General features: G+C 51.9%; 13 protein-coding genes. 3 read left to right on the top strand and 10 right to left on the bottom strand.

Annotation, left to right across the window (positions count from 1 at the left end):
- The 5 genes from QEH59_RS04720 to QEH59_RS04700 all read right to left on the bottom strand — a co-directional run bounded on the left by QEH59_RS04720 (position 1) and on the right by QEH59_RS04700 (position 5,883).
- The gene (locus QEH59_RS04720) at positions 1–1,056 is read right to left on the bottom strand and encodes a FecCD family ABC transporter permease (RefSeq protein WP_308984200.1); all 1,056 of its coding nucleotides are present in this window, start codon (positions 1,054–1,056) and stop codon (positions 1–3) included.
- Complete coding sequence (locus QEH59_RS04715) at positions 1,057–1,920, bottom strand: heme/hemin ABC transporter substrate-binding protein (protein ID WP_308984199.1); 864 nt, start codon at positions 1,918–1,920, stop codon at positions 1,057–1,059.
- A 24-nt stretch (positions 1,921–1,944) separates the two neighbouring features.
- Positions 1,945–4,158: a TonB-dependent hemoglobin/transferrin/lactoferrin family receptor gene (locus tag QEH59_RS04710; RefSeq protein WP_308984198.1), complete on the bottom strand. Its 2,214-nt coding sequence runs from the start codon at positions 4,156–4,158 to the stop codon at positions 1,945–1,947.
- A gap of 22 nt (positions 4,159–4,180) precedes the next feature.
- Positions 4,181–5,032: a hypothetical protein gene (locus QEH59_RS04705; RefSeq protein ID WP_308984197.1), complete on the bottom strand. Its 852-nt coding sequence runs from the start codon at positions 5,030–5,032 to the stop codon at positions 4,181–4,183.
- 98 nt (positions 5,033–5,130) lie between these two features.
- Positions 5,131–5,883 (bottom strand): hypothetical protein, encoded by a 753-nt coding sequence (locus tag QEH59_RS04700; protein ID WP_308984196.1) that lies wholly within the window; start codon positions 5,881–5,883, stop codon positions 5,131–5,133.
- Positions 5,884–6,135: 252 nt separating this feature from the next.
- Here QEH59_RS04700 and hisD point away from each other — a divergent pair, with 252 nt between their 5' ends.
- The gene (gene hisD / locus QEH59_RS04695; protein WP_308984195.1) at positions 6,136–7,431 is read left to right on the top strand and encodes a histidinol dehydrogenase; all 1,296 of its coding nucleotides are present in this window, start codon (positions 6,136–6,138) and stop codon (positions 7,429–7,431) included.
- 1 nt (position 7,432) lies between these two features.
- Here the strand turns inward: hisD and QEH59_RS04690 are convergent, their stop codons facing one another.
- Positions 7,433–8,320, bottom strand: a complete 888-nt coding sequence (locus QEH59_RS04690) for a nucleotidyltransferase family protein (protein WP_308984194.1) — start codon at positions 8,318–8,320, stop codon at positions 7,433–7,435.
- 142 nt (positions 8,321–8,462) lie between these two features.
- Here QEH59_RS04690 and hisC point away from each other — a divergent pair, with 142 nt between their 5' ends.
- Together hisC and hisB are read left to right on the top strand one after the other, a co-directional pair.
- Positions 8,463–9,554, top strand: a complete 1,092-nt coding sequence (hisC, locus tag QEH59_RS04685) for a histidinol-phosphate transaminase (RefSeq protein ID WP_308984193.1) — start codon at positions 8,463–8,465, stop codon at positions 9,552–9,554.
- Positions 9,536–10,138 (top strand): imidazoleglycerol-phosphate dehydratase HisB, encoded by a 603-nt coding sequence (gene hisB / locus QEH59_RS04680; protein WP_308984192.1) that lies wholly within the window; start codon positions 9,536–9,538, stop codon positions 10,136–10,138. The genes hisC and hisB overlap by 19 nt, the downstream gene beginning before the upstream one ends.
- Here the strand turns inward: hisB and QEH59_RS04675 are convergent.
- From QEH59_RS04675 to QEH59_RS04660, 4 genes are read right to left on the bottom strand one after another with little or no spacing between them, the layout of a single operon-like run.
- Complete coding sequence (locus QEH59_RS04675; protein WP_308984191.1) at positions 10,135–11,403, bottom strand: type II secretion system F family protein; 1,269 nt, start codon at positions 11,401–11,403, stop codon at positions 10,135–10,137. The two genes, hisB and QEH59_RS04675, sit on opposite strands and share 4 nt — an antisense overlap.
- 9 nt (positions 11,404–11,412) lie before the next feature.
- On the bottom strand, positions 11,413–13,149 hold the full coding sequence (locus QEH59_RS04670) for a GspE/PulE family protein (RefSeq protein ID WP_308984190.1): 1,737 nt from the start codon (positions 13,147–13,149) through the stop codon (positions 11,413–11,415).
- Between the two features lie 23 nt (positions 13,150–13,172).
- Positions 13,173–13,535 carry a hypothetical protein gene (locus QEH59_RS04665; protein WP_308984189.1) on the bottom strand — a complete coding sequence of 121 codons (363 nt, stop codon included), beginning with the start codon at positions 13,533–13,535 and terminating at the stop codon, positions 13,173–13,175.
- Positions 13,536–13,537: 2 nt separating this feature from the next.
- Entirely contained in the window at positions 13,538–17,419 is a 3,882-nt protein-coding gene (locus QEH59_RS04660; RefSeq protein WP_308984188.1) for a secretin N-terminal domain-containing protein, read from the bottom strand.
- Positions 17,420–17,435: the final 16 nt, after the last annotated feature.

The raw sequence follows: 17,435 nt of genomic DNA, 5'->3' as shown, positions 1-17,435 counted from the left end.
TTAGAAGCTGGCCCGGCGCTTGGCTCGAACGATTAAGTATAGGAAAAAAGGTGCTCCGACTGTGGCGGTGAGCACGCCCAGGGGAAGCTCGGAGTATTGTATGCTGATGCGGGCCAGTAGGTCGGCAATGACTAGAGTCGTCGCTCCCATCAAGGCCGAAGCGGGCAGTAGCCAGCGGTGATCCGGCCCCAGCATGAGCCGACACAGGTGCGGTGTGATGAGGCCGACAAAGCCGATCATGCCGCACAGGGCGACAGTCAGTCCCACCCCGCCCGCGGTGAACAATATGAGGCGCCGACGCAGCTTTTCTACATTGAGCCCGAGGTGAACGGCTTCGTATTCACCGAGCAGTAGTAAGTTCAGTTGACGGCGATAGCGGAGTAGGGCGCTGATCAGTAGCACAATGATGGGGGCTAACCAACTCAATACGTTCCAGTTGGCGCGGGCTAGGCTGCCTAAGGACCAGAAGGTGTAGTCGCGCAGTTGATCGTCGTTGGAGAAAAAGACGGCGTATCCGATCAAGGCGCCGACCAGTGCATTCATCGCCAGCCCGATTAGCAGCATGGTTGTTACGTGAATGCGGCCTTCATGCAGTGCGAGTCGATAAACCAGTAAGGTCACTCCGATGCCCCCCGCCATGGGGAAGAGACTGATGCCTATTTCGTGTAGGAGGGGCCAGCTGGCCGGAATCAGCCAACTGCCGAATACGATAAAGCTGATCGCACCTGCGGCTCCGCCGGCAGAGACACCGATGAGTCCCGGGTCGGCCAGCGGATTGCGGAAGATGGCCTGCAGCACTGCACCTGCGATCGCCAGCGTCGCCCCCACCAGTACCGCAGTCAGTATGCGCGGGGCACGTATGTCGCGCACGATGATGCCATTGATGGCATCATCGTGTGCTTCCATATTCAGGAGAGCGTGCACGACCGTTGTGGGCGGAATGGATTTATCGCCCAAGGCGGCGCTCACAAACATCGCCAGCAGCAGGCCCAGGGCAATCAAGCCGAGCACCACTCCGGGCTGTTGCCAGATTCGCTTGGTGGGGCTGGGCTGCATCTAGTTCGAAACTGTCTCGGCAAACAGTTGGTTAAGTTCGAGGGCGGCCTCTCCTACACGCACACCAAAACTCAGGGTGCGTCCGAGTGGCACTGTGTGCACCTGTTTTTCGCGCACCGCGGGCACGTTTTGCCAGGCCGCGTTGTGGAGCACGCCATCGAGGATGCGTGTTTCGTTGTGCGGCATGCCTTCAGCGAGTCCGATGAGAATGATGTCGGGCTGTAGGGCGACCAGTGCTTCATGCGAGATACTCTTGTAGCCGGGGTGACTGCGAATGACATTTTCGCCGCCTGCCAGCTCAATCATGGCGGTGGCTTTGGTTCCGCGCCCTGCGGCATTTAGATGGCCGAGTCCGGGGCTGCTCATGAAAAATACCACTTTTGGTTTTGTCTCCAGTTTTTGAATACTAGCGAGTTGCGATTCTATTTTAGATTTTAATTGAGTGGCAGCTTCTGTTTGCTCCAGTTCCTCTCCGAGTACTTGGATGGCTTGGTATAAATCTTCGGGAGAGCCGGGGGAGGGGATCACGCTGGTGGGCACTCCGCTGGCTTTGATTTGATTGAGGGCATTGGCCGGACCGATATCGCTAGTGCCGACGATGTGAGTGGGCTCCAGTGCGAGCACGCCTTCTGCGGATATGCTACGCACATAGCCAACCTGCGGTAGCTTTGTCGCGGCTTGGGGGTAAGTGCTGGAGAGGTCGACTCCGACGACGTCGTTGCCTCGGTTGAGTGCAAATACGATTTCGGTGGCCGCGCCGCCGACTGTGACGATACGGGCAGTGGACTCCGCAGATAGCGCTGCTGCGGTGAGTGTGAGTGCGATCAGCTGACAGCTGATCTTTTTAAATTTGGATGCTTTCATTGGTCGTTGTATTGTATCTGTTGTTTACAGTTTGATATTGAGGGAGAGGAAGCCGTTTAGGCCTGGTTGCACGCTGTATTCGGAAGTCAGGGATTCGTGGTCTGTGCTGCTGGAACTGCTCCAGATCCAGTAGCGCTCATCGGTCAGGTTGCGTAGGCCGAAGTTGAGGCTGATGTTTTCGGAGAGGCTCCAATAGCCAGTGAGGTCGAGCACGAAGGAGGCGGGCGGCACGTAGTATGCGTAGTCACGTGTGGTGTCTTTTTTTTCGGCGCGATAGGTGCCGTAGAGTCGGAGCCCCCAGGGAGTTTCGGAGTCGATTGAGTCGTAGCCGAAATGCAGCACGGCTTCGAAGGGATCGACGGTATTTACATTGTCGTCGGTGGTTTTATTGTGTCCGTCGGCCCAGCTTAAGTTCAATCCTGTGCTATAGCCGCTAAAGGCATCGCTGATCGCGCCTAACTGATAGTCGGCACGTAGGTCGATGCCGTAGATTTCCACTTCCCCGATGTTGCGTGCTTGCTGGATTTCAGTCACGGGTGGCCCCGCTTCTTGTCCGATGGTCTCCAGCGAGATAAAGCCATCATAGAGCGTGTAGTAGGTAGTGAGCTCCAATTCCAGTGATTCACTGGCGTATTTGATGCCTAGATCGAAGGAATCGCTGGTTTCTTCTTCTAAGTTGGGATTTGGGATTTGGTTGAAATAGGCGCCAGTGGCAGAGTGATTGAAGAAGCCCACATAATCTTCTGCACTGGGGTTGCGGATGCCTTTGGCATAGCGGGCCCAGAGCACGGTTGCATCGTTGAGTTCGTATTGGATGGAGGCACTTGGTGAGATGGAAAACTTGCTATAGTCGGACGATGCTTCGGGGGCATTCGTTTGGTTCAGAAAGTCGTCGCTATTGGCCGGTAGGATTTCGTAGTAGCCCAGCCGCAGGCCTGCTTGAAAGAGCCAGCGGTCCTTCGTCGTCAAGTTCTGGAAAAACAGGTCGTAGCGACGTAGGTCGGCTTCATCGAAGGCGGGACGCTCGACCGGGTCGCTACCGCCCAGGGCTCGGTCTGTGCGGGTGAAGCTGTTTTGGGCATTTTCGGTCGAGCTCTCGATGCCATAGATGAAACTGTGCTCCATGCCGAAGCTTTGGTACTCTTTGGTAAACTGAGTCGCCAGGCCGAGAGCGCTTTGCGCAAATTGGATGTCGTCGGTCCGGTCGCGGGAGAGGATGTTGGCAAAGCGAGTTTGGGTATTCGTCTCGGTGTTGGTTTCGGAATACTGGTAGTAGAGCTTGACTGAGAGTTGGTCCCAAAGCGCATGCGCATTGCTGTCCTGGTATTCGATGCTGTAGCGCGTGCGGCTGTCGTCGGCGATGGTTTCTGCCAATACGGTTTGGAGTGAACTCACGCCATCGCCGTTGGATTTGAGACTGTCTAAATCGGTATCTTGCTCACGATTGAAATGCTCTGCGGTGAAGGTCAGTTGTTGTGCCTCGTCCATGTGATAGCTAATCTTGCCCAGCAGGTGGTTACTCCATGAGTCGAGGGGATTGGCTGCGATTTCACCTTTGTCGTTTTCTGTTTCCTCTCCGCTGCGCAGAGCGTTGCTGAGTGCCACATACCAGGGGCCTTCGCGCAGGCCGGCGTTGAGCACGTGGCTGAATTCGTTGTTGGCACTTTGGTAACCTAAGCGGTTATTGAGTAGCCAGGGCCGTTCGGAGGCTTCCAGCTCCTCTTCGAGCGAGCGTGTTTCAAAACTAACCACGCCGCCCATCGCGTCGCTGCCATAGAGGCTGGAGCCTGAGCCGCGAAGGATTTCAACCCGTTCAAAGATTCCGGGATCGAAGTAGTCTCGCCCGTTGCCGCCGGCACCATCGATTTGAGCGGGTTGTCGAATGCCGTCGATCATCAAGAGCACGCGATTGCCTTCGACTCCACGCATACGATAGTTGGTGAATCCGCTGCCACGGTAAGGCACCAGTGAATCGCCCCCGCTGAATTCAAAGGGAATCGAAATCCCGGTTTGATAGCGTGCCACGTCGCCCGCATTGTTGACGCCTTCACGCGCAAAGGTGTCATAATTGATGGAAGTGATACTGCCCGGAGTTTTCATTAACTCGCGCTCACTGCGAGTGGCCAGTAGCGTGGTTTCTCTGAGTTGCTGTAAGGGCAGTTCTGGCTCTGTGGGCTCGCTGGCTGTCAAGAGTGACAGCCAGCCGAAGAGTAGGGCGAAGGTCGTGCGATGCATCATATGTTTGCCTGCTTGATTGCGCTTAGTTGGTGATGATGATCGAATAGAAGCGTTGTTCGTCTTCGCTGCTGTCTGGGTCGATGATCTGCTGGACGGTACCGTTACCTGCGATGAGTGTGCCGAGGTCGTTCCAGTTGTTAACGGTTCCAGCGCTAGTCAGGTCGTTGCTCCATTTGATTTGGTAGTAATTGCCCGAATAGGTCGGGAAATTGAGTGCGATGTCGTCGTCCACGATGGACGTGGTGACCTCGATTGGGACGATGGGCTCCGGCTCTGTTACCAATGTGGCGGTACTGGTATCGATACGAACTTTGTCCAAGCTGGTGTGCACGGCCAAACCGAAGTCGATCTGATAATCGGTGACGATGTATTCGCTGAGATCCCAGAAAAAGCTAAAGACGGTGATCTCGATGTCACCTTGTCCTTCGATATAGATCGTGCCATCCGAGGCATGGTTGGAGCTATCGGCTGCGATTCCCGTTTCGCTACCAGTCACTTGGAGCAGCGGCTCTAGATTGAGGAAGTCTTCGCTGCCCCAGATGACGAACTGTAAATTGAGCTGTCCCAGATCATTGGTAGAACTGCCATAAATTGAAAATTTGGTATCCAGCGAATAACTGTAAATATTAAGTGTCGAGGAGGGGAAGCCAGCTCCCGTGGTTTCACTTAGGCTGCCGTTGGTCCCGTTGGCGACATCGGGTGTGGCGTTGTTGGTGGTGATGAAATGCTCCCATTCGGAGTATTGAGTGATGCCATCGTAGTTGGGCTCATCGAAGTCTGCCCACTGGGCTTGTAATGCCTGAGTTGCGAAGCCAACAGTGATAAGGATGAATCGAGTGTAGAGAGAGTTGAGCATCGTAGCGTTTCGTTGCAATGAGTGTTGAGCGCCTCACTCGGAGGTGCCGGAATAGCGAAGAAACACCGGACCTTTCGATCCGATGCTTCAGTGCTGAAGAAAACTCTGTTGTGGGGCTATTTCACCTGGCGGCGTCGTATCGCGCAGCCGGTGAATGCCACTAGCCCTGCCAGCAGCGCAAAGCTGCTGGGCTCCGGGATGACTGAGCCGGATAAGATGGCTTCGCTACTGTCGAGTTGCAGTGCGTAGGTCTGTGTGTGGGCGACGACATCATAGCTGATGACGTATTCGCTAATAGTATCGCCGATACTACTGAGGTCCCACTGGAAGAGTATGTTGGAGGAGTATATGGTTTCGCCTCCAAATTCATTGGTAAAGCTTCCGTTTGTGAGTGCAGTGTAGTCGGCTGTAAGTGATTGGCTGCCGCCGTTGTAGCTGAGTGTCGCTACATAATTTGTCCAGTCATCTTGGAGACCCGCATCAAATTGGAAGATGACTGTGTTCACGTCGTCCAAGCTATCGACGGAGCTACTGATGCTGAAGCTGCCGGTATCCGAAGAATAGATACTAGTGTTGCCTACGTAGCCGGCTCCCGCAGTTTTATTATAAGCCCCGTTACCTGTGGAGCCACTGCTATTGGAGTCAATTGCATCGGACCATGCGGCATAGCCAGGGTAGCTGCCGCCGTAGCCAGCGATATCAGTATTGGTGGAGTTTAGATTCTCCCAGCCTTCATATTCACTGTCGGCATTGTTGAGTGCCGAGATGTCAGATAGACTGCCCCATGCGCCTGGAAGATTGTTGATTGCTTGTGCGCTCGAGGTTGCCAATATCAATAAGGCTGATAGTTTGAGTAGGTTGGTAGTCATGATTTGCTAACTTAATATAATAAAACTACATCGCTGACGTTGGTAGATGCATCGCGGTGTAAGAACATTAAGTTAGCATATTGCTTTCATGAAAAACTACTCCGTCACGGAGTAAAAAGACTCCATATCTTTTATTTCGGTCTATTTTTGACGCGATACTTCAAAATATAGGGAGTCCTCTAATAGCTTCTTGGATATTTGTTGATCTGAATTCTTGCGATCTTGGGATCGAAGTGTTCCTCTCACGTGATTATGCAAAAGATCGAATTTTCCGATACGCCCAAATTTCAACAAGCCCTCAGAACATTCTGCGAGCAGGCGATCGTGGCAGGAGATGTCACCGATGTGGTTTCTGCGGTGCTGGCTGAGGTGCGTCAGCGTGGGGATGCTGCGGTGCTCGAGTATACTGAAAAATTTGATGGGGCACAACTGAAGGCCAATCAAATGCGAGTCTCTGCTGAGGAGCTGAAGGCGTCGGTCAAATCTCTGAGTCTTGCCGATCGTAAGGCGATTCGCGAATCGATCGCACTGGTTAAAGAATTTCATAAGCAAACACTGCCCAAAAACTGGAAAGCCAAAAACGCACAAGGCGGGATCGTGGGGGAGCGCTTTTATCCGATCCAACGTGTCGGCCTCTATATTCCTGGCGGGAATGTGCCATTGGTGTCGACGGTCGTGATGACGGCTGTGTTGGCCAAGTTGGTGAAATGCCCGGAGATTGCGGTCTGCACACCGCCGGATGCGGAGGGGCAAATTGCACCTGCGATGTTGGCGGCGCTTTCCATGATCGGAATCGACGAGGTTTATAAAGTAGGGGGCATTCAAGCGATTGGTGCTATGGCTTACGGCACTCAGACGATTCCGGCTGTGGATAAAGTGTTTGGGCCGGGCAATGCTTTCGTGATGGAGGCCAAGCGTCAGGTGTTGGGCACCATCGGGATCGATTTATTACCAGGGCCCAGCGAAGTGATGATTATTGCGGATTCCGGAGCCAATCCGCAGCATGTTGCGGCCGATTTGCTGGCGCAAGCGGAGCACGGGAGCGGCAAGGAGATCATTTATTTCGCCACCACCAGCAAAGCGCTGCTCAAGAAGGTAGAAAAAGCCATTGCGCAACAAATGCCGTCGCTGACGCATGCGGAGAAATGCGCCAAGGTGCTGGATGGGCGCTGCCTGGCGGTCACTTGTAAGAAATTGTCTCAAGCTGCTGAGGTGGCCAACTATATTGCCCCCGAGCACTTGGAGCTGCAGGTTGCTGACAAATCCATCGAGCCGCTGAGTAAGCAAATCACGACTGCGGGAGCCATCTTGCAGGGCTATTTAACACCGACCGTATTGGGTGACTTTACGGCGGGTCCCAGCCACACGCTGCCGACCGGCCGTGCCGGACGCTTTTTCAGCGGCTTGCAAGCCACTGATTTTATGCGTCGTTCCAGCACCGTGCGTTATAATGCCAAGAGCTTAGCCAATGCCGCTCCGGTGGTGGAGACCTTCGCACGTCTGGAAAAACTCGACGCGCACGGCAAGTCGCTAACGATCCGCCTGTAAATTAATAAACACCGTCGTCGGTGAGCTTTTGAATGCTTGCAACTACGCGGGCCTTGTCGTCGGGGTAGGTGACGCCGAACCAGGGGCTCTCGGTTTGTAAGACCGGGCAGCGGATCGCGCCCTCTTGAATCAGGCTGTCGACTAGGCTGGGTAGGTAATACTCCGATTTCTCTTCGTGACCACGCGCTTGTAGAAAGGCTTCAAAGCCGGCTTCCAAGTGTTCGAAGATCGCAGGTGTGAAGCCCCAGAAATTCATCGAAACGACAGCTTCCGGTGACAGCGACACGCGCTCGTCGGCTAGGTTGATGCCGCGTAGTTCGCCGTCGGCGTCGTGGCCGATCGCTGTGTATTCTTCGACACCTTGTAAATTGTCACTGTCGAGCGAGCAGATCCCGCGATTCACGGTCCCGTGTGGTGAGAGCGTATTGCGCAGGATGTAGCCGACCATGCTGGCGCTGAGTTGCTTGGGGTCGGTTGCTTTCAGTTGTACGGCCATTTGCGCGTAGGCTTCGCGCCCGTAAAAGTCGTCCGCATTGATCACTGCGAAGGGCTCGTGGATGCAGTCGCGCGCTGCTCGCACCGCGTGGGCGGTGCCCCACGGCTTGCTACGGCCTTCCGGAGCACGATAGTCGCTCGGGAGGTCGTTGAGGTCCTGAAAGGCATAGCAGACTTCGATTGTATCCGTATGCTTCTCGCCCACTTGCGTGCGAAAGGCGTCTTCAAAGTCCTTTCGAATGACAAACACCACTTTGCTAAAGCCCGCGCGAACCGCATCTTGCACCGCGTAGTCGACCATGGTTTGGCCCGACGGCCCCATGGCATCGAGTTGTTTCAGTCCGCCGTAGCGGGAGCCCATTCCGGCCGCGAGTAGTAAGAGAGTTGCTTGCATCAATGAGGGTGATAAGTGCCGTGCGTGTGCCTGACAATTCAAACCTAGTAGATTATTCTGGGCTCCTGCGGTGTATTTCGCACAGGAAGATCGATATTCCGATTGAATCTGCGCGGCGAATGGTTCTTCTATCTATTATCTAATGAAGAAGACTTTTGATGCCCTGGACCGTGCGCTGCCGCACATACAAGATTTGCACGCCTACGTGCCCGGCGAACAGCCACAAGGGGAGGGCTGGGTGAAGCTCAATACCAATGAAAACCCGTATGCGCCTTCACCGAAGGTGGCCGATGCGATTGCTGCCCAGCTTGCGGATCTACGTAAGTATCCAGAGCCGATCAGTGCCAAATTACGCGCAGCGATTGGGCAGCGCTTTGGGCTGAAGCAGGCCAATGTCATTATTGGCAACGGCTCTGATAATATCCTGGATTTGATCACCCGCTGCTTTGCTTCGGCTCCGGGCGCAGGGCACACTGTGCCGAGTTATTCACTCTATCCTGTGGTGGCCGGGATGTCGGGGCAGGGCCTATTGGATGTCAATTTTGATCGTTCCATGCAGCTGGATGTCGACGCGATGGCAGCGACGCAGGCAAAAGTCTTTTTTCTGACCAATCCCAACGCGCCGACAGGTGTCGCCTTTCCACTGTCGCAGATCGAAGCAGCCCTTCAGGCGATTGATGGCCTCTTAGTCGTGGACGAAGCCTATGTCGATTTCGGCGGCGAGTCCGCAGTGACGCTGCTCAAGGATTATGAAAATCTCGTGGTGGTGCGCACCTTTTCCAAGTCCTACGGCCTCGCGGGCATGCGTGTCGGTTTCGCCATGGCTGCGGCGCCGATCATTGGTATACTCGACCGCGTGCGCGATGCCTATAATCTCGATCGCGTGGCGCAAGCCGCCGCCTTGGCTGCTTTCGAGGATGTCGATTACTTCGAAGTGCAGCGCCAGAAAGTGATGGCCACCCGCGACGCGACGCGTGCACAGTTGGATGCCTATGGTTGGTTCACCTATCCCTCCGCGACCAATTTCCTGTTTACCGAGCCTAAAAACGCCGCCGGAGAGTCCAGCGCCGAAGTGGCCGCCGATCTGTTCGAGCATCTCAAATCACAGCGCGTGCTCGTGCGCTATTTCCCCTCGCATCCTTTAACTTGCGCTTTCATTCGAGTCAGCATAGGAACAGATGCAGAAATGAAGGCATTCTTAACCGCCGTCGAATCATGGCCGAACCACGCATAGCACAACTCACCCGCAACACGAAAGAGACTCAGATCCAAATGGAGCTGAATGTCGATGGCTCCGGCGTATCAGAAATTGATACCGGGATCCCGTTTTTCGATCACATGCTCACGCTCTTTGCCAAGCACGGGCTCTTCGATCTCAAGGTCAAAGCCACTGGCGATCTTGATGTGGACTACCACCACATGGTAGAAGATACGGGCATCGTGCTGGGGCAGCTCGTCAAAAAAGCACTCGGCGACAAGCGCGGCATTCGCCGCTACGGTTTCTTCCTCTTGCCGATGGACGAGTCGCTCGCGCGTGTCGTGCTGGATCTTTCCAATCGCCAGGCCTTCGTCTATAAGGTAGCCTATCAATTCCCGATGGTGCGCGATTTCAATATCGTGCTCGTCAAAGAGTTTTTCCAAGCCTTTGCCAACGAGGCTGCCTGCAACCTGCATATCAACCTAGAGTATGGTGAAGAGCCGCATCACATCGCCGAGGCTATTTTTAAAGCCTTTGCACGCGCGCTCGATGTCGCGACTTCGGTGGACCCCCGCATGGCCGACGCCCTGCCCAGCACCAAGGGCACGCTTTCTATTTAGCCGCCTAATACTGAGGAGCTGAGTTGCATAATCGAAGAAACCACGCCAAAGACGACTAAAGCTACGAGGCTAAATACAAAGAGCAAGGCTCCAGTAGATATGACTGTCGTCAATCGCTTCATCTGCTCACTGAGGGCTAGGTGCCGGTTGCGGTAGATGTGGTTGAATCCTTTGACCAGACTGCCTGTATTTTCACTGATACTGAGCACGTCGGCGTCCATATCTTCGACGATGTTCTGATTTTGAAATGAGGCAGAAAATGAGGCTCCGTCGGAGATTAAAGAGCGGCATATTTTAAAGCGCAGGCGTATATCTTCATTTTGAAAGCTCTTTTCCAAGAGTTTGAGTGCATCCGTCGTATCCACACCACTTTCCAGTAGAATTGAGGCTAGGTTAGAGAGTCTGCTGAGTTCAGCATTGTGCACAATGCTCTTTATGACAGGTGTGCGTAGTAGGGCACGGTCGCACGCTAGGCGACCTTCGGTGCTCTTGCGCCATTGAAAGATCACAACGCCTAAAACTAACAATAGCACTAATATCACCGGACCTCCTGTTAGAGAAAAATTTGCGAGCCCAATAATTAATTTGGCTGCGATAGAAAGTTCGCCTCCCATTGAATCTAACATTTGCTCGACTTTGGGCATTAGATAGAAGAGGACAAAAAGTAGTACAAAGAAGACTACCACCAGTAGGAAAGCTGGATAGGACAGGCCGGATAGGATTTCCTTACGCAGTTGTATACGCGCTTCCAGTAAGTCGATAATATTTTGAAGTATGGGTTGAAGATTGCCCGTAGCTTCACCCGCTTCGATCATCGATGTGATTGTCGGATCAAATAAAGCGGGTCGGCGCCGCATCGCATCGGCTAAAGTTGCACCTTCGCTTAGATCGCGCCAGAGCTCTTCACTAATTGCATGTAAGGTTGGTTCGGTTAGTCGTTGATTGAGTGATTTGACGGCATCTCCTAGCGGCAGACCGCTTTCTACCAGCTGATAAACTTTCTCCAGAAATGCGAGACTGAGTTTATCAGATTTGGCCTGGCTGAGCTGTAGCTTATTTAAGTCGATCTTTTTAATCGTCTTTTGGCTGGTTCGCGGCGTATTGCCTCCAACTGGTGCATTGCTAGTTGTTGTTGCGGATATTTCGATCGGATTGAGACCGCGCTCTCGTAACAGTCGCCGTACTTCATTGCTACTGGCTGCTTCGATACGGCCATTTTCGTATTTCCCCTTACTAGCTAGGGCACGATAATTGAAACTAGGCATAGTGGGTGATTAAGATTGGGATGCCGAATTGGTCGATTCGGCACTTTCTTCCGAGTTGTTGTCAAAGTCGGCGTAACGAATCATTTCCGGGATACTCGTGAGGCCGTTTTTGACATGATTCCAACCACAAGTTTGCAGCGTGCGCATCCCATGCTCTAAAGCACGTTTACGAATCTCGCGTGCAGATGCTTCGCGGTAGATGAGATCATGCAGGTGATCATCAACTCGTAGGATTTCGTAGACACCAATACGCCCTTTGAATCCTAGGTTACGACAGTTTTCGCAACCACAAGGTTTTTTGATGTTGTTGGCATACTTCATCTCAGATAGGGGCACTCCCAGTGCACCTAAGCAGGATTGCAGATAATCCTGAGAAGAATCGTCTTGCACTGCGCAGGATTGGCACAGTCGACGTACCAGTCGTTGAGCGATGATCATTTCGACCGAGGATGCGATTAGAAAGGGTTCGATCTCCATATCCGTAAGACGCGTGATCGCCCCCGGTGCATCATTAGTATGGAGGGTCGAGAGTACCAGGTGTCCTGTCAATGAAGCCCGCACGGCAATGTCGGCGGTTTCTCTATCACGAATTTCACCCACCATGATGACATCCGGATCTTGCCGGAGCACACTGCGAAGTGCCTTGGCAAAGGTGAGTCCGATTTCATGGTTGACTTGAGTTTGGTTAATTTCCGGAATTTCGTATTCGATGGGATCTTCGACGGTGATTATACGACGATCCGGAGTGGCGATGCGATGCATGAATGCGCTCAGGGTGGTACTTTTCCCCGAGCCGGTTGGGCCAGTTATCAGTACGATACCATGAGGCAGGTCCAGCACTTTGGCAATTGCTTGTTCGTCGCTATCAATAAAGCCTAAGTCACGAATCGATGCGGGTTCGTTTTGTTCCGCGAGTAAGCGCATACTGACGCTTTCACCATACATCGTAGGTAGCGTGGAGACCCGGACATCCACTTCATCACGGCCTCCCCCGTAAGTGATACGACCGTCCTGTGGGCGTCGTTTCTCTGAAATGTTGAGTCGCGACATTATCTTAATCCGGGAAATAATGGCACTTTGGTAGGCGACTAGGTTTTTGGGAACAGATACAGGGACGAGCTTACCGTCGATCCGATAGCGAATTTTGAGTGATTCCTTGCGTGGTTCGAAATGAATATCGGTGGCGCGGTCGCGCATGGCTTGTGCGATGACTTCGTTCACAAACTTAATAATTGCCGCGTTTTCGTCTTCTTTTTCGTCTTCTTGGGTTTCCGGACGATCCAATAGGGCTTGCATCTTGGGATCATCCAAACTTTCGGAGCCGACACCATATTGCTCGGTGAAAAAGGCGTTTAACTTTTCCGGTAGCACTAGAAAGAAAGTGATTTTTTGGCGAACGCAGGCATAGAGCCATTGCTCCATGACCGCGTCGGGGGGCCATGATACCGCCATGCAAAATGTGCCCTCCCATTCTGCTGGAGCTTTGATCGGCATGCTCTGGTAGCGTAGGATGATTCGTAATGGTATTTGTTCGGAGGCCTCATGATCCGCCTCGAAACGGTCTAGTAATACTAAGCCTGTGCCGTTGGAAATCATTCCCAGTAACTCACGTTCAGTTATCCCTGTGATGTCCGAGAGCGTACGCAACTTCGCATCCCTAGGCGCTTCTTTTACGGCTTGGAGTTGCTTCGGGTCGCAGTTTTCCAACATGCGTTGGATGGGGGGGAGGCTGAGTACGTCGTTCATGAAAGTCCTTTCTTTGATTGAAGTCATTTTGGCATTTCCATGGGCAGCACAGTGGTGATGCTATCCTTTTCGAAAGTCAGCGTGTTGAGTTTTGGGTTAAATGACGTGAGTGTATATCCTTCAAGCTGCTCGTTGATTTTTAACCAAGTCGCAATATTCTCTTTTTTATGTATCAGGCAGATCTCCCATTCATTCTCAATCTTGGTGTAGCCATTAAATGAATAGTTTTTGATTCCTTTTGCATCGGACTTTTCCAAGCGTAGTTTAAAGGCCTGCGATAGGAATGGAGAATTTTGCAGTAGTGGTGCATAATCTTCAAGTGTTTCTGCATGAAGCGAACTACAGTATAGTCCGACCGCTAAGCTAATGGAGATGTGTGATTTCATGCTTATTCGGCTAGTTCTGTTTCGCGGCTTGGGGTGACGGAGGCAGGTGGGCTATCCACTCGTTTTGCCGGAATGAGCCCTTGCTCCGTATTTGACGTTTCGATCACTTCAGTAATAGGTGCTTGAGTCTCGCTGGTGGACTCGGCTTCCATTTTATCGATCTGCTCTTTGAACTTGCCAGTTTCGAAATAGCTTTCGAGGTCGCTGCTCATGCTACTGGATTGTAGATGTTCGCGTGTGATCAGTTCGGCTGCCTGCGAGCTTTCGACCAGTCTGGGGCGAATGAAAATAATGAGCTCACGTACGGTGGAGCTATGACTGCGCGGACGGAATAGTGAGCCGAACACTGGTAGCTTGCCGAGGGCAAATACTTCACCGTCTTTGTCAGTTGCATCAACGGCTTGTAGGCCCCCCATGACGATGACTTCTTCATTGCGCACACTAACGAATGAAGATGCACGGCGTGTACCAATAATAGGTTGTACGTTGCCATCAATCGTTTGGGTATCGATGACCGTTTCCACGATTTGCTCGAGGTCCATTTGAATGAAACCATTTTCGCTAACTAGTGGACGTACTTTTAGGGTGATGCCGATGTCGCGGAATTCGATCGTCGAGCGGGTCACCAAGTCACTGGAATTGAGGTTGGATGCCGAACTGGTAATAATAGGGCGTGATTCCCCCACATTGATGGAAGCCAGGCGATTGTGAGTCGTGGTGATGGTCGGTGCCGAGAGCACTTTAACATTACTATCGGATTTTGCTAAGCCGAAGACCGAGTCCAGGCTAAAGTCATTGAGCGAGAAATTGGCATCAAAACCAGGTGTGCTCGTGTCGCCAAGCGTGGAGGAATTCATGCCTATCGTAGTTTGATTAGGGTTCGTTACATTGTAACTGATTCCAAAGGTCTCCAGGCCAGAGATTTGATCACCGCTTAGAATGACTTCGGCGATGACGACTTCGATTTTGACTTGAGGGAGCACATTATCAATTTGCTCAATAAGGTTGGCGACTTGATCGAGGTCGAAGGTGGTGCCATAGGCGAGAACCGCGTTGCTGCGGTCATCTGCCACGATACTGACGTAGGGGCTAAACTGTAGATCTTCGTCAAAAGAGAAGAGGTCGTTATAGCTGGAGCTGGAAGTCTCACTGAGCAGGTCGGCATTCGAGATACTGTCGCTACTGTCTTGTATTGGTTCGCCGTTTTCATCTTGCAGTTGATCACCACGACGGAAAACGCGGGTGAGTGTGCTCTCACGCTCGCGAACTCTTTGCTGCTGGCGGATCAGGTTGGTAAGTGTGCTGGAAATATCGTTGGCATCTGCATGCCGAATGAAGAATGTACGACTTTGTGTCTTCGGAGCGATTTTGATATCACTGACTTCAATCAGCGACTCCAGCTGCGAGATGTCGGATTCTGTGCCATAGATGATGATGGAATTGTTTCGATCGTTGGGTGTAATCGTCACGTAGGGGCTGAACTGCAAGGATTCGAGGCTAAGCTCTGCTTCCGTTAGATTGGAATCATCAGGCCTGATATTTCGAATCTCCCTAATGCTGGAGCGAACTTGAGCAAGTGCGCGCTCTTGTCCGCGCACGACACTGTTCAGAACGCTATATAATGAGCGTGCCTGTGTGTTTTCCAGTAGGAATATCTTACTTGTGGTGAGTGGCGAGACTTCAATATCGATTTGAGCAATCAGATTTTGGACCTGACGGATATCAGTTGCGGTACCATACACGATGATCGAATTACTGCGTCGGTCTGGAGTGATACTGATGAAAGAGCTGAACTGTAGTGCTTCTTGGCCTTCGACAATGCCTGCTGTGGAGGTGGAATCTGAGGCAGAGTTCTGAACCGAAGTGGGGTTAGACACATCGCGGCTTTCAGAACGCACTTGGCGTAGTGCGCGTTGTTGGCCATTAATCACTCGATTTATGAGCGATGAGGTTTGTGTGGCATCGGTATGAGTGAGCGAGAACACCTGAGTGTCTGTGATGGGTTCGACAGGGATATCGCTTTCGGCCACTATGGACTTTACGCGTTCAATATCGTTCTTTGTTCCATAGATAAAGAGTGCATTGGTGCGTCGATCGGCATTGACGACTGCGTAGTCACTAAATTCGAAACCGATTTCAGGGCTATCAGGCACACTGTTGTCATTAGGAGAATTGCTTTGCGAGCGCACCCGTTGACGAGCGAATAGGTGACGCTGTTGATTGATGATATTTTGAATGACACGTGCGAGGGTATTGGCTTCGGCGTGTTTCAGGTAAATGACCTGGTTGGAGGTCAAGGGGGCCGATTCAACGTCCAGCTTGCTGATGAGAGCCTTGATTTGAGCGATGTCTTGCTGGGTGCCCTGTACGAGTATGGTATTGTTGCGATTATCGGCGATCGTTGCTACGAAATTACTATATTCGAAGCCTTGTTGGTCGGATTCGCTGGCACTGGCTTGCTGCGTGTTGCTGTTCTCATTGCCGCTTTGTATACCCGCGCGTGAGAAATTACGCCTTTGAATCACTACGGTATATTCGATCACATTACGAATTTCAGTGGCTCGGGCGTGTTGGATATCGAAGACTTCGCTGGTGACATAGGGTGCTGACTTAATATCCAGCATTTCGATCAACCCGCGCATGCGTTTGATGTCTTGTTGGGTCCCATAGATGACGTATGCCTTGTTCGATGGGTCTGTGTAGAGACTAATATAAGGGCTAAATTGTAGCTCAGGAGAGCTGTCTTCGGTCATGACCACGTTCGGATCAGAATTAGCTGTTGCCACTTCGACGGGTGGGGTGGCTTCTGCAGAGTTATCATCGTTTTCTACGGTCGATCGCTCGCCAGTTGTGGTGACGCGGTTGATTTCATTGTCACTGCGTTCTTCATTACGAAAGCCACGACGTTGAAACTGGGATTGTTGATGGCGGACGATTCCGCGGATAGTTGACCAGATATGCCAATAGTTTCCCTCTTTAATTTTGATGACTTCAGTGGTTGTGAAGGGGGCGACGGGTTGATCGAGCTCTTCAATTATTTTTTTAAAGAATTCGTAATTAGAAGGGTGAGTGATCACCATCAGTTTATTGGTGCGGTTATCTGCATGAACTAAACTGGTGCGTAGCCGGTTATTCAGTTCTGTGCGAAAAATTTGGTAGAGGCTGCTACGAAGCGCCCCTGCTGAGCCATTGTCTACAGGAAAGGTATAGAGCTCAAAACGAGATTCTGTTGGTTGATCCAAAAGTTTAATAATCGTTTCCATGCGCTTCAGATTATTTAAACTATCTGTGATAATTAGTGAATTGATTTCGGGTTGGTTGAGGATTGCGGACCGCGACTTGGTTGAAGTCATGGAGCGAAGTCGTTGAAAGGCGGTGTTGCTGTCAAAATAGTTTAGTTTGAAAATTTTGGAGTATATTTGCTCGGAGTTCACACCCTCTGGGATATGCTCGATTAATGGGGCACCACTATTGTCAGGATTTTTTGATTCGATGGCGCGAACAAAGCCATTGTCCATCAGCCTGAGCGAGACGCCATTCAAAGCTAGAATGTTCTCTAGTGCAGCGATGGCTTCCGTACGTTGAAGTTTGGTACCACTGTTGAAATTTAACTTAGATTTGGGGAGATTTTCGCCGGGTATAATTACACGTCCACTGATGTTACGTAGCAGGTCGATGACTTGCAGGATGGGCATGTTGCCCATGACTATCGGACCCACTTGTTCCGATGGGTTCTTGCCCGGGGCAGGGGTGCAGATGATATCAGCGGCGGCGGCAACTGTTTCGGGGGCACTTTCTTGACTCGCCTGATTCTGTGCGTGAAGCACTGGGGCGATGATTAATGCGAGTGCAATAGTGAGACGTTTGAAGTGGAAGTCGTTCATTTTTGAGTGACGTAGG

The sequence above is a fragment of the Thalassobacterium sedimentorum genome, assembly GCF_031127905.1.
Classification (GTDB): domain Bacteria; phylum Verrucomicrobiota; class Verrucomicrobiia; order Opitutales; family Coraliomargaritaceae; genus Thalassobacterium; species Thalassobacterium sedimentorum.
Note: the sequence above shows the minus strand (reverse complement) of the source record. Positions and strands in the feature narration are given on the sequence as shown.